General features: G+C 45.5%; 12 protein-coding genes. 4 read left to right on the forward strand and 8 right to left on the reverse strand.

Annotated features, from left to right (window positions below):
- Positions 1–234: 234 nt before the first annotated feature.
- A complete protein-coding gene (cra, locus tag ATB76_RS03745; protein WP_061034665.1) occupies positions 235–1,230 on the forward strand; it encodes a catabolite repressor/activator in 996 nt (331 codons plus the stop codon).
- On the opposite strand, the gene ATB76_RS03750 is transcribed toward cra, so the two are convergent.
- Positions 1,220–2,173 carry an endonuclease/exonuclease/phosphatase family protein gene (locus ATB76_RS03750; RefSeq protein ID WP_061034666.1) on the reverse strand — a complete coding sequence of 318 codons (954 nt, stop codon included), beginning with the start codon at positions 2,171–2,173 and terminating at the stop codon, positions 1,220–1,222. The two genes, cra and ATB76_RS03750, sit on opposite strands and share 11 nt — an antisense overlap.
- Before the next feature lie 126 nt (positions 2,174–2,299).
- Between ATB76_RS03750 and ATB76_RS03755 the strand changes: the two genes are divergently transcribed.
- Positions 2,300–2,839: an RNA-binding S4 domain-containing protein gene (locus tag ATB76_RS03755; RefSeq protein ID WP_061034667.1), complete on the forward strand. Its 540-nt coding sequence runs from the start codon at positions 2,300–2,302 to the stop codon at positions 2,837–2,839.
- Positions 2,840–2,946: 107 nt separating this feature from the next.
- Here ATB76_RS03755 and ATB76_RS03760 read toward each other — a convergent pair whose 3' ends face one another.
- From ATB76_RS03760 to ATB76_RS03790, 7 genes are all read right to left on the reverse strand, one after another.
- A complete protein-coding gene (locus ATB76_RS03760) occupies positions 2,947–3,765 on the reverse strand; it encodes an EAL domain-containing protein (RefSeq protein WP_061034668.1) in 819 nt (272 codons plus the stop codon).
- 93 nt (positions 3,766–3,858) lie between these two features.
- Positions 3,859–4,779 carry an amino acid ABC transporter permease gene (locus ATB76_RS03765; protein WP_061034669.1) on the reverse strand — a complete coding sequence of 307 codons (921 nt, stop codon included), beginning with the start codon at positions 4,777–4,779 and terminating at the stop codon, positions 3,859–3,861.
- A gap of 76 nt (positions 4,780–4,855) precedes the next feature.
- Positions 4,856–5,674 carry a transporter substrate-binding domain-containing protein gene (locus ATB76_RS03770; protein WP_038870832.1) on the reverse strand — a complete coding sequence of 273 codons (819 nt, stop codon included), beginning with the start codon at positions 5,672–5,674 and terminating at the stop codon, positions 4,856–4,858.
- Positions 5,675–5,683: 9 nt separating this feature from the next.
- Entirely contained in the window at positions 5,684–6,481 is a 798-nt protein-coding gene (locus ATB76_RS03775; protein WP_038877954.1) for an amino acid ABC transporter permease, read from the reverse strand.
- Between the two features lie 4 nt (positions 6,482–6,485).
- On the reverse strand, positions 6,486–7,220 hold the full coding sequence (locus ATB76_RS03780; protein ID WP_061034759.1) for an amino acid ABC transporter ATP-binding protein: 735 nt from the start codon (positions 7,218–7,220) through the stop codon (positions 6,486–6,488).
- A gap of 135 nt (positions 7,221–7,355) precedes the next feature.
- Complete coding sequence (locus ATB76_RS03785; protein ID WP_042602785.1) at positions 7,356–7,994, reverse strand: lysoplasmalogenase; 639 nt, start codon at positions 7,992–7,994, stop codon at positions 7,356–7,358.
- Between the two features lie 265 nt (positions 7,995–8,259).
- Positions 8,260–9,408 carry an iron-containing alcohol dehydrogenase gene (locus tag ATB76_RS03790; RefSeq protein WP_061034670.1) on the reverse strand — a complete coding sequence of 383 codons (1,149 nt, stop codon included), beginning with the start codon at positions 9,406–9,408 and terminating at the stop codon, positions 8,260–8,262.
- A gap of 181 nt (positions 9,409–9,589) precedes the next feature.
- Here ATB76_RS03790 and ATB76_RS03795 point away from each other — a divergent pair, with 181 nt between their 5' ends.
- Both ATB76_RS03795 and ATB76_RS03800 read left to right on the forward strand, forming a co-directional pair.
- Positions 9,590–10,471: an AraC family transcriptional regulator gene (locus ATB76_RS03795; protein ID WP_061034671.1), complete on the forward strand. Its 882-nt coding sequence runs from the start codon at positions 9,590–9,592 to the stop codon at positions 10,469–10,471.
- A gap of 278 nt (positions 10,472–10,749) precedes the next feature.
- The gene (locus tag ATB76_RS03800; protein WP_061034672.1) at positions 10,750–13,911 is read left to right on the forward strand and encodes a glycosyl hydrolase family 18 protein; all 3,162 of its coding nucleotides are present in this window, start codon (positions 10,750–10,752) and stop codon (positions 13,909–13,911) included.
- Positions 13,912–13,978 lie beyond the last annotated feature (67 nt).

Raw genomic sequence — 13,978 nt, forward strand, 5'->3', positions numbered from 1 at the left:
TTAAAACACTCAGCGAAACTGTTTCTAAAATCGAAACTTAACCATTCATGGCTTTATGCTTTTAAAGCCTAGCAAAGGGAGCCTGTATTGCGTGATTTTGGTGACTCTCGTCAATTTTTAAGTTTTGCTGAATCCTTTCAGCTTTTATACTGAATCGGTTCAGCATATAATTCAACTTATCGAAGGATCGTTGATGTATTAATATGATCCCGCGCACAGAACAGGGCTTAGAATATGACACTGGATGAAATAGCAAAATTAGCTGGGGTTTCGAAGACCACAGCAAGCTATGTGATTAACGGAAAAGCGCAGAAATACCGCATCAGCGAAAAGACTCAAAAGAAAGTCATGGCGGTGGTTGAGCAGTACAATTACAAACCGGATCACGCAGCATCTTCTTTAAGAGCGGGCAACTCACGTTCGTTCGGTTTGATCATTCCAGATTTAGAGAACACCAGTTACGCGCGTTTAGCAAAACTGATTGAACAGAACTCGCGTAAAGCGGGCTATCAAATTTTGATCGGCTGTTCTGATGATGATCCGCAAACGGAGCAAAAGGTTGCGGAGGCGCTCGTGAGTCGTCGTATTGATGCGCTATTCGTCGCGAGCAGTATGCCAGCAGCGAGCGAGTATTATCTCAAACTACAAAACTCCGGTACGCCCGTTATTGCGCTTGACCGCCCTATGGATGACGAGCACTTCTGTTGTGTGATCAGTGAAGATTTCGATGCGGCGTTTGAGCTTACAGAATCAGTATTGTCGCCTGAGATTGAGTCCATCGGCCTGATTGGCGCATTAGAAGAACTGCAAGTCTCTAAAGAACGTGAACTGGGTTTCCGTTCTGCATGCCAGCAAAAAGGTAACGAGGCATTAGTAGGTTATGGTCAGCACTTCTCTCGTGAAGAAGGCAAGAAGGTGTTAGAAGGGTGGATCGAAAAGGGCAAGCTGCCAGATGCTATGGTGACCATGTCTTACACCTTATTAGAAGGCGTGTTGGATGTGATGTTGGAAAAGCCAGAGTTGATGGGCAAAGTACGTTTGGCCACCTTTGGTGATAACCGCTTGCTCGATTTTCTTCCAATCAAAATTAACTCTCTTCCACAGCAGTTTGAGCTGATCGCCGACAGCGCAATGGAGTTGGCGCTTAATGCTTCAGCTAAGCGCTATAAAGCAGGAGTGGAGTTGATTCCGCGTAAGATTGTAAAGCGCTACACCGACGCTAAAGCTTAATTTCTACCGTCAGCGCCACAAATGCGTGGTCGCTGGCGTTTTTATCTCTTTCAAAAGACGGGTTGATTAGGTGCGTATCGTGCACTTGGTAATTCGTGACTTCTGCTATTGATACATCTTCATGAGAATCGAACTCTTGCGACAACAGTATGTAATCCAAAACATTACCTTTTGCGAAGTGATAATGGGTTGCAGGCCTTGAGTCCAGCAGTGGTGTTACTTGTAAATCCCAACCATCATTAAGTCGCAAATCAGTGACGCTGTCACCATATTGTTCAACCAACGCCTTGTTCACACTGGCATCAGTGATGGGTTGGTTCATGTCACCCATTAATACCGTTGGCATCGGGCTACTCGCATAGTGCTTTTGCATGGCATCACGCAACATTGCCGCTTCCCAGCCACGTTGTTGAGTTGAGAGCCATCGGGCAATCGGTCTGCTTGCCTGTTCGGGCGCATCTGTGTCTGCAGGGCGTTGAGATTTTAAATGCGTCACATAAACCGTAATGTGGCCGATAACGGGATGCACAATGCTCGCTCTAACCGGTTTTCGACTGAAAGGGGGCGCGGTGAGGTCGCCAAAGGCAGCGAGTGTTTTTTTGTCGAACGTAACTGCTTCATAATGTTCAATCGGAAAACGCGAAGCGACGGCGACAACAGGACGCGAGTAGATATAATCGCCTTCGACATGTGGCGTATCGACACAGGCAAAGTGTTCGTAACCGATCTCAGCAAAGAAGTTTTTGGTTTCTTCAATGCTGAACACTTCTTGCAAGCCGATGATGTCAGGATTGAGCTGTTCGATTTGTGATTTTGTCCAAGCGAGTTTGTCTTGCCATTGTTCTGTCGAGTAGATGTTCTCGAAATCATAATAGGCATTGGGTGGGGCGATAAAGTTAAATAGATTCGCCGTGGCGAAGGTGATTTGGCTCGTTTTAGACAAAATGACGCTCGTTCAAGGAGTTATTGGGTGAGTATATACCCAAATAGAAGAGATGAGTGAAGATCACGTTTCTATTTGTACGCATTCCGTTTAAACTCCGTGCATCAAGATTAATGAGTACCGAACATGACCCAAGATTACGAAAACGAAGAGTATTTAGAAGGCGAAGAAATTGAAATCGAAGCGATTGGCATCGACGTCGACGCGCACCCAATTGAACTGTATAAGCTTTTTAAAATCGCAAACTTGGTGAGTGGCGGTGGTGAAGCAAAACACATCATCGAAGAAGGTTACGTTGCGGTAAATGGTGAATTAGAAACGCGCAAGCGTCGCAAAATGTACGATGGTGATTTTTTCGAGTTCAACCAAGAATATTATGTTGTTGTCTGTGACGCGCCAGTAACTGAACCTGAATCTGCTGAAGAAAAAGCAGAGAAAAAGGCGAAGAAAGAAGCACAAGCGGCTCGCAAAGAAAAGTCTCGTTCGAAAAAGAACGACAAAGCGAACGTTAAAGGGCCGAAATCAACAGGCCGTAAAGCCGCGCACAAAGAGCGTAAAGCACAGAAAGATGCCTTATCTCAATCGGCTAAGAAAGGCAAAAAAGAAGATAAGCCTAAAGCGACTCGCGATCCGAACAGCGGCCGTAACTCAATCGACTTCTTTTAATTGATGTTGGTTTGATTCGATAGATTCGAATAACTAAAAAGCGCCGACTTAGTGTGACTAAGTCGGCGCTTTTTATTTGTAGAGTGGGCGAGGATGCTCGCATGAGCTCAATGCAGAAGCTTATTACTATTAACCTGATTCGTCCAATGGTGGATTGCGTTAGGCTTGCCGAGGTAAAAACCTTGGTAATAATCTAAGTCTAATCGTTGCATGGCGGAAAGCTGAATGTTTTCCTCTACACCTTCTATCACGACTTTCGCATTCATCTCTTCAGCCAGTTCTACTGCGTTTGCAATCGCGAGCGTATCACCTGAACAATAATCGAGAAGGTAAGAACGGTCTATCTTGATGATGTCGGGGCAAAGATGTTTAACGCGAGACATGTTTGAATGGTGAGAGCCAAAGTCGTCAATAGCGAACAAGAAGCCATTCGTCCTCATCAATTGGACGGCTTCTATCAAAAGCTCAGTGTCACCACAAGATTCTTCAACTACTTCAAATACGACGTCAGAGGGGTGCATTCCAAGCTCCTCTAAGCGTTTGTACAGAAGGCCGTTATCTTTGAAACCCATATCTTTAGTTAGGGTAAGCAGCGTTTGAGGCATGACATTAAGAAATAACTTAATTGTTGAACCTGCGAAGTGCTTGGCAAAGTTACGAATATGAATAGCACGAGATAAAAACTCGATACATAGACGAAAGTAGGTATCAATACTTGCATCAGCAAAGAACAGGTCTGGCCGAATGTTAGCGCCGCCTACACCACGAATGCGGAGTAGGGCTTCCATACCGATTATGTTTCTATGCTTATCGAAGATAGGTTGATAAACACTGTAAAACGTATATTGGTTGAGCACGACATAGTATTCACCAAGACTGTCCTGTCTTATGTACTGCTCGTAGTCGGACTGCTGCTTTAACTCCATGAAAAACGCCAAAAAACTAGCATGGCGATGACTGTAACAGGATGGAGTTCCGATTTGAAGGCTTACAAAGTCTTAAATATGAGGGCTTTTAAGTTAATTTGAAATAGATTCCGATTTTTTCTCTATGTATCTAAAAATCATTGATAGACCGAAACAAATCAGAAAGTAAACGAAGCCGACGATTAACCAAATTTCGAAAATGTAGCCTGATGAATTGGCCATCTCTGTGCCGACAAAGGTCATTTCTTGAATCGAGATCAGCGAAACGATAGAAGTGTCTTTAACCAGTGAAATGGTTTGTCCGGCGAGGGCAGGTGTAATTGCTTTGAGTACTTGTGGGGCAATTACAAAACGGTATTTGACCCAGAGAGATAAGCCGAGTGAATCTGCAGCTTCCCACTGGCCTTTATCCACGCTTTGCAAACCAGCGCGAACCACTTCAGCAATATAAGCCGAAGACAGTAAGCCGACACAAAGCACACCAGAGGCCAAGTTTTCCCATAGGTTTGGTGGACCAAATAAGAAGTTCTGCAGTGCATTTGTATCTCCGCGATAGTTGCGCAGAAGATCTTCTAACCCAAGTAATGGGATTAACTGGTTCGAGATGAAAAAATAGAAGATGAATACGAATACCAAAGGTGGAATGTTTCGTACCAATTGAATAAAAGCGTTGGCAGGTGTGCGTAGCCAAGCTGAGGCTGAGAATCGAGCTAAACCAAGTAGAGTGCCCAATACGAGAGCAAAGGTTATGCCCCAAAGGCTTAAGCGCAGCGTTGAGATTAGGCCTTGGAAGAAATACGGCAAGCCGCCGTCAGCTCTTGGGGTGAATAAGAGATCAATGGCTTCTTTCCAATGCCAGATGTAGTTTACGCCAACGGTAGAACGATGATAGAGCCAAACCCCAGCCAACGCGCAGATGGCAAGCAGTACCCAATCGAGTAGGTTAAAACGACTTAAGAAAAAGCCTGATTTTGCTTTGGTTGGTGCAACGCGAGTGGTGGTTTGTCCGCTCAAAGTTTGACTCCGATAGTAGAGAAGAAAACCGACCCGCAGTACGAGTCGGGGTTGTTAATTCGTGCGATGATTAAGGTTATTGACCTTGTGCCACCTGGTCTTGCCAATCTAGCGTTGAGAACCAGTATTCGTAGCGCTCATCTAACCAACCATCTTGGGTACGAGCTTCAATCCACTTGTTAAAGAAGGCTTTTTTGTCTTCTTCTCCTAAGCGAACCGCAAAGGCTTCGTTACCTTTTGATAAGCGCTCAGTAAATGGGATAAACAGCTTATCTGCGTGTTTGATCGCTTCATGTTCCGGTTTCGGGCTTGATGCAATAACCGCGTGTGCGTTGCCGTTCAATACCTCTTGGAATGCTTGCGCATCGTCGTCAAACTGAAGGATCTTCGCTTTAGGGAAGGTTTCACGTGCCACTTGCACTGTGAATGCTCCTCGGCGAGCGGCAATTTTTATACGGCGAGAGTCAAAGTCGGAAAACTCACTAAAGCCAGCAGCTAGCTCTTTGTTTGCTGCTACTTGAACACCTGAGTGCGAGTAAGGTTCAGTAAACAATACGCTCTTTGAACGTTCTGGCGTAATCGACATGCCACCAATGATTACATCAAACTTCTTAGCAAGAAGAGCTGGGATGATGCCGTCCCACGCTGTCGGTACGAATTCAACTTGTAAGCCTGAATCTGCGGCTAGGCGTTTCGCTACATCGATTTCAAAACCAATTAACTCACCTTGTTTGTTACGCATTGCCCAAGGCACAAATGTCGACATACCAACGCGAAGCGTGCCGCGGTCTTTGATTTGATCAACATTTGGGGTCGCGGCTTCTTCTTTTGCAAGCGAAGGCAAAGCAATCGCAAGCCCCAATAATGCAGTAATGGTCGCTTTGAATAACTTCATGTTATCTCCTTATAATTTGCGCCAACTGGCTCCTAGTTTGTGTTCTAGCCAAGCGGATAGGCCAGAAAGTGATAGTGTAAGAGCAAGGTAGATTGCTGCTACGCTAAACCAGATTTCAAACGGCATGGCCGTTTCCGATACGATGTTTCTCGCTTCGGTCGTTAAGTCAAAGATTGCCATGACGCTGACAATTGAAGAGTTTTTAATAAGAGAAACCACTTCATTCGTCAAAGGTGGCAAGGTGCGTTGCAACACTTGCGGAAGTATGACGTCTTTGTAGGCGAAGAAAGGCGATAACCCTAATGTCTTCGCCGCTTCAAACTGACCTTTTGGAATGCTGTTTAAGCCAGCACGGAAGATCTCGGCGGTATAGGCTCCTTGGAATAAGGATAACGCGAGGACTGCGGTGCTGAATCTATCCAAACCAATGACAGGACCAAAGACGAAGTAGAGTAGGTAAATCTGTACCAGTAGCGGCGTATTACGAATAAGTTCGACATACGTCGTTCCAATCGCATTACCAACTTTGGAATCGCTAAGCCTTAAAAGCGCGGTCACCAATCCAATCACTAAAGTGAAGAATAGACTAATCGCAGAAATCTTTAGCGTGACGATAAGTCCTTCGATTAATTCTGCCGGCCACCACTCACCATCTTCGTAGAAGGCAATATAGTCAGGTACACGTTCCCACTGCCATTGATATCCCATTGCTTGAGCACCAGAATCCAATACCCATGCGATAGCGATGAGAAGGACAGTGATTTGTAGTAACGCTTGAAGGACAGGTTTGAAGATTCTATAGACCATGTATTTAGTAACTCAGAATCTGATTTAAGAATGCCTGCGTCCGAGGGTGCTGCGGTGTCTCAAAAAGTGCCACAGGGGAGTTCATCTCGATGATTTCACCTTCATCCATAAAGACCACTCGATTGGCGACCTTTTTGGCGAATCCCATTTCGTGCGTTACACAAATCATGGTCATGCCACTTTGTGCTAACTCCACCATCACGTCCAACACTTCGTTGATCATTTCAGGATCGAGCGCCGAAGTCGGCTCGTCAAATAGCAGTAAATCTGGTTCCATACAGAGCGAGCGTGCGATAGCCACACGCTGCTGCTGACCACCAGACAGTTGAATTGGGTATTTGTTGGCTTGTTCTTCGATGTTAACGCGCTTGAGATAATGAATTGCACGTTTTTCCGCTTCTTGCTTAGAAAGCTTTAGCGTGCGGATAGGGGCAAGAGTGAGGTTTTCTAACACCGTGAGATGTGGAAACAGGTGAAAGTGCTGAAATACCATGCCGACTTTACCCGGTTTTTGTGCTTTAGAATTGGCAGGTTGTTCGAAGACGCTGAGCTCACCTTCTTGGATGGATTCTAAGTGGTTGATGCAACGGATTAGCGTGGATTTTCCTGAGCCAGAAGGGCCGCAAACAACAACGATTTCACCGGTATGTACTGAAAAATTAATGTCTTTGAGGGCGTGATATTCACCATACCACTTGTTTACGCCGCTGAACTCAACAACGATATTTTTCTCTTTCAAGGCTGCCAACTTTTAGAATAAATTTCTTTCTACAATAACAAGTTATTAACCGTATTGCACCTGTTAATCAAGCATAAACTGTCCAACTGGTGAGCAAATAACTCGTGATAAAACTAACCAATAATATAGTCAGTTTTAGAGAAAACGGATCACAATTGCGAAGACAGACATAGTGATAAGAAACTGTGCAGAGTAGTAGGTTGTCATCACCACTTGGCGCGAAAATACCGATGTACTGCCAAATCGTTCGAAGGCAAGGACAACTCCGGACATAGTGAAGATGAAACTGCCGAGAACCGCGAAGGCCGATGATTGGGTCTTTCCACTGGCGTAGTACTCCATCGCCATCCATAGCATTGTCATCAAAACAAAGATATAGCTAGCTACCGACCACTTTTCTTTCCCCAAATCGGGTTTAAAGAAGAAATAGGCACAGACGCCTACGCCAAATACGGCAAATGGCAACCAAGGTGTGAAGTGCCATGCTGCCATATTGATGAAGCCCAAAGCGTAACTAATTTGGGCAAGACAAAACAGTTTAATGCCCGCAACAAATTTGTCTTTTGGGTGCATTAAGATTAGGTCACCCATGAGTGACAATGACAGACCGCCAATGATCCACTGGGTGTAGGGGAGGTGGCTTGCCGGAGACAGCATTAGCATCCCAATCATTGCTGTGATGGGTAACGGTTTGGTCAAAAAGAATAACCACTTAGGGCCAGTCTTGATACTGATGATATGCATGAGCGCGCAAGCTACGACAATCAGCCACATACGATTAACTCTTGAATAGACGACTAAACGCTCATTTTTATGAGCAAGCAAAAAATGGACACATCGACTAGTAAGCACTTGGTTTGTTTTTGGTCATCGGCTTACATAACAACATCGAACTATCGCCTATTTGTTATTTTTTTAGCAGAAAAGTTCAATTTATATCGATTTGTCAGTGTGCGGCTAAATTACCATAAAAAAACGGTATTGTGTCTGCGCGGACACAATACCGTTAAAAAAGGCAGAAATTTGATAGATCAGGTCGTTATGCTACGGCGAGATCTAGGATCTTACGACTGTTTTCTAGGTCAATTGCTTGGTTCTCGCCAAGAACGGTCATGCCGTGCTTTGATAGCTGTGCAATTACTGAGTCAATAGCGGCTTCACGATCATCACCGTAACCTTCAAGTTGAGTTGCTACGTCTAGCTGATGATAGAAAGCTTCGATGGCTTGAATCGTGCGTTCTGCCAAATCTTCACTTTCTGATAAGCCAAATACGTTACGACCCATTTGCTCAAGCTTAGGGCGTTTGAACTGCATTTGGTTACGAAGTAGCGATGGTTGGATGATCGCTAGTGAGCGTGCGTGGTCTACGTGCCAAAGCGCAGTTAGTTCGTGACCAATCATGTGAGTCGCCCAGTCTTGTGGAACGCCACTACCAATAAGGCCGTTCAATGCTTGGTTTGCTGTCCACATTAGGTTCGCACGCCATTGGTCGTTATCACGTTCTGCGAACTGATCGCCGAGTACTTTTAGGTTTTTAAGTAGCGCTTCTGCATAGCCGTCTTGAACCATTGCGCCTGTCGGTAATGTTAGGTATTGCTCACAAACGTGAACCCATGCATCCACAAGACCGTTGATAAGCTGACGCTCTGGCAGGGTCTTCATTACGTCTGGGTCAAGAACTGCAAACTTCGGTTGAACTGCAGGTGCTAAGAACGCCAATTTATCTTGCGTTTCTTTCTTCGTGATTACCGCGCCCATATTTGACTCGGAACCTGTTGCAGGCAGTGTCAAAATAGCTGCGAGTGGTGTTGCTTCTGTTACTTGGTGTTTACCTACCATGATGTCCCAGCCATCACCATCGTACTTAGCCGCAGCTGCAACGTATTTAGAACCATCAATTACTGAGCCACCACCAACAGCAAGAATAAAATCAACATTCTGCTCTTTAACGGTCGCTACCGCTTTATCCAAGGTTTCTTTCGTTGGGTTTGGCTCTACGCCAGAGAATTCAAGCCACTCGCGACCTTCAAGTGCTTGTGCAACTTGGTCGTACACGCCGTTCTTTTTAATAGAACCGCCACCGTAGATAACCAGTACTTTTTGGTCTGCAGGGATTGCATCTTTGATTGCGGCAATTTGGCCTTGGCCAAAGAAGATTTTAGTAGGGTTGACGTATGAAAAGTTCATTATTAGACCTCTTGCTTCCAATGTGAGGATGGTTAATACATGCATATTAGTATGTGTTAATGGCGCTGAGTAGACCGATTTCTGCAAATTTATTGCCTATTTCTACAAATATACCGTTCTTGTGCTGGAACTGTAATCGGAACTCCAAGTATAGTGCGTGCATAACTATTGGAGTGACAAGATGAAGACACTTGCTGAGATCATGCAGCAGTACGCCACTAAATATGGTTTAGATGATTTAGAAGGCATTAAAGAAACCGCCATTGATGGTGTGTGGTTTTATCGCAGTAGCAAAGGCAATAATCGTCAACCTTTTGTTTATCAATCAGGGATTATTGTTTTAGGGCAAGGTTACAAGAATATTCATATTGGCCAAACGCCAGTACGTTATGGCCCTGACGATTATTTGGTTGTAGGGGTGCCTATGCCACTTGAGTGCGAAGCAATTTCTGTTAACGACGAGCCTTTGTTGGGTATTTCCATTGATATTTCTCCCGCCATGCTTCAAAAGTTGGTCAAAAAACTGGAGTCGCAACACTTCAGTAATATTTGTGAGGACGCTGCTCGTTGTGGGTTGAAATCGGTTCGTATGAACGATCTAATGCTGGATGCGTGCAAACGCCTAATGACGGCATTGTGTAACGATCTTGAAGTCGCGATGCTTGGCGACATGCTTCTAGAAGAGATCGTCTACCGTACTTTGGTGAGTGAATCCGGTCATGTTCTTTTTGAGCTCGCACATCAAGAGGGGTCGTATGCGAGGGTTGCAAAAGCATTAAACCGCGTTCATCAGGAATACCATGAACAACTCAATGTACAAACGTTGGCTGAAGAGGCGAACATGAGTGTATCCGCGTTTCATCAAGCGTTCAGGAGTGTGACTTTGGAGTCACCGTTGCAATACATCAAAAAGGTGCGTTTGAATAAAGCTCGTGAATTGATTCAGCTTGAAGGAAGAAGAGTGAATGACGCCGCGAGACAAGTGGGCTATAGCAGTCCTTCTCAGTTTAGTCGTGAGTACAAGCGGCATTTTAACGAAACGCCAAGATCAACAAAGGCTTAGTGATCTTTATTTCAAAATTAGGACTTTTTTTGTGTTTTTTAATTATTTGCGATCGATATATTTATTTGAGTAATAAAATTAGTTATCGGTGCAAAATAAGATGTCATTCGTTGCAAGGTTTTAGTGGATTCTTGAGAGGTGTTGCTGAAAATCTATAAATTCTTAGTGTGAAACTCTGTACTTGTACTTAAGTTATTTTACGTCGAAACAAAAGTAATGATGCGCAGTATTTAAAGCGTATTTTGTATTGTACTAACAATAACTTAAGGAAGAGCAATATGCACCTTAGAAACGGGAAAGCAGTAAAGAGTGTATTTACACTCAGTACGTTAACTGCATCTTGTCTAATGGCCTTCAACAGCTATGCAGCCGTTGATTGTACGCCGTTAGCAGCTTGGGATTCGTCAAAGGTTTACAACGGCGGTGACCAAGTTCAACACGAAAACAGCGCATACAAAGCGCGCTACTGGACGCAAAACAACAACCCTGCACAGTCCGGTCAATGGGGGGAGTGGGAAAACCTTGGCGCTTGTGATGGTGGCCCAATTGACCCACCAGTGAATGAAGTTCCGACAGTTTCATTAACTTCACCTTCTGCGTCGGCTTCAATTACAGCAGGTGATGTTGTTACTCTTGCTGCGGATGCGGCAGATACGGATGGAACCATCAGTAAAGTTGAATTCTTTGTTGATGGCGCTCTAGTGGGTACCTCAACTGCAGCACCTTTCACAGCATCATGGACGGCGACTGAAGGCGCGCATGAATTCTCAACGAAAGCTTACGATGATAAAAACGCAGTGAGTGCGGCAAGTGCTGTAACCCTTACTGTTAATGCCGGCCAGCCTGGTAATGAAGCACCAACCGTTGACGTAGCGCTCTCTGCAACGACTGTGGATCTTGGTGGTACGGTAACGGTGACTGCAAATGCAGCTGATGCTGACGGTGCGGTTGCGAAAGTGGAATTCTTCGCAGCAGGCACACTGATTGGTACAACAACTGCTGCTCCTTATTCGGTTGACTTTACTGCAGCAACGGCAGGCAACGTCTCAATTTACGCGAAAGCGACAGACGATGCTGGTGCGACAACAGACTCTTCTCTTGTATCGTTAGTGGTTAATGGTGGTGCGGTTACTTCAAACTGTCGTCCAGATGGTCTGTATCAAACGGCAGGTGTCGACGTTCCTTACTGTACTATTTACGATGAAGATGGTCGTGAATTAATGGGTACAGATCACCCGCGTCGTGTTATCGGTTACTTCACAAGCTGGCGTAGTGGGGATGACCCGCAAGCTGCATACTTAGTGAAAGACATTCCTTGGGATCAGCTAACACACATTAATTACGCGTTCGTGAGCATTGGCTCAGACGGTAAAGTGAATGTGGGCGATGTAACAGATCCAACTAACCCAGCAACAGGTAAAACGTGGCCAGGTGTTGAAGTTGACCCAGCACTGGGCTTTAAAGGTCACTTCGGTGCACTTGCAACTTATAAGCAAAAACACGATGTTAAGACGCTAATTTCAATTGGTGGTTGGGCTGAAACCGGCGGTCACTTCGGTGCTGATGGTAATCGTGTTGCTGACGGTGGTTTCTACACCATGACGACCAATGCTGATGGCTCTATCAACCATGCTGGTATCGAGAAGTTTGCAACGTCTGCCGTTGAAATGATGCGTACCTACAAGTTTGACGGTCTAGATATCGACTACGAATACCCAACGTCAATGGCGGGTGCTGGTAACCCTTACGATAAAGACTTCATGGAACCACGTCGTGCTTACTTATGGGCATCTTACCAAGAGCTGATGAAAGTTCTACGTGAGAAACTAGATGCGGCTTCTTCGCAAGACGGCATCCACTACATGCTAACAATCGCGGCGCCTTCTTCTGGTTACTTACTGCGCGGTATGGAAACGTTCGACGTTACTAAGTACCTCGATTACGTAAACATCATGACCTACGACTTGCACGGTGCTTGGAATGATCACGTTGGTCACAACGCTGCCTTGTACGACACTGGTAAAGATTCTGAGTTGGCACAGTGGAACGTATACGGCACGGCGGCATACGGTGGTATCGGTTACTTGAATACTGACTGGGCGTATCACTACTTCCGTGGTTCTATGCCAGCAGGTCGAATTAACATCGGTGTTCCTTACTACACTCGTGGTTGGCAAGGTGTAACAGGTGGTGATAATGGCCTATGGGGCCGAGCAGCACTTCCTAACCAATCTGAATGTGCTCCTGGCACTGGTGAAGGTGAGAAGAACAATTGTGGTCACGGCGCTATCGGTATCGATAACATGTGGCATGACACTGACCCTAAAGGCAACGAAATGGGTGCAGGTTCTAACCCAATGTGGCATGCGAAGAACCTAGAGAAAGGTATTTGGGGTTCTTACGCTCAAGCTTACGGCCTAGACCCTGTGAACGATCCAACGGACAAGTTTGTTGGTTCTTATACTCGTCACTATGATGATGTTGCGGTTGCACCATGGCTATGGAATGCTGAGAAGAGCGTTTTCCTATCGACAGAAGATAAAGCGTCTGTACAAGTGAAAGCGGACTACGTTATCGACAAAGAAATCGGTGGCATTATGTTCTGGGAACTGGCAGGTGACTACAACTGTTATGTACTAGACGCAAATGGCAACCGTACTGCAATCGACGCTACAGAACAGGCTTGTGCGGCGGGCAATGGTGAGTACCACATGGGTAACACTATGACTAAAGCGATTTACGACAAGTTTAAGTCTGCAACGCCTTACGGTAACAAGATCGCAACTGGTGCAATCCCAACCGAAGCAGTAGACATTGCAGTGAGTGTTGGTGGTTTCAAAGTTGGTGACCAAAACTACCCAATCAACCCTAAGATCACGTTCACCAACAACACGGGTCAAGCTATCCCTGGTGGTACGGAATTCCAATTCGATATTCCTGTATCTGCTCCGGACAACGCGAAAGATCAGTCTGGCGGCGGTCTAAGTGTGATTGCTTCTGGCCATACTCGTGCGAACAACATTGGTGGTTTGGATGGTGTAATGCACCGCGTATCTTTCTCGCTACCAGCATGGAAAGACCTACCTGCGGGCGGCACTTACGAGCTTGATATGGTTTACTACTTACCAATCTCTGGCCCAGCTAACTATACGGTGATTTCTGGCGGTAAAGAGTTTGCGTTTAAGTTTGAGCAACCAGACCTACCAATTGGTGACCTAAACTCTGGTACTGGCGGCGGCGGTGGTACTGAGCCGGGTACTTGTGACACTGCGGGTCTAGTTACTTACCCTGATCTTCCACAAACAGATTGGCAAGGTAACCCAAGCCACGCTAACCAAGGTGATAAAGTGATTCACAATGGTGTGGTGTACCAAGCAAATTGGTGGACAGCATCTGAGCCGGGTAGCGATGGTAGCTGGGCGACAGTATGTAACATCTAATCCGTTTTAATCGGTTATGGAAAAGCGCGCGATGTAAATCGCGCGCTTTTTATTATGGGAGATAAAT

It is taken from the genome of Vibrio sp. MOR3 (assembly GCF_001557775.1).
In the GTDB taxonomy this organism is placed as follows: Bacteria; Pseudomonadota; Gammaproteobacteria; order Enterobacterales; family Vibrionaceae; genus Vibrio; species Vibrio jasicida.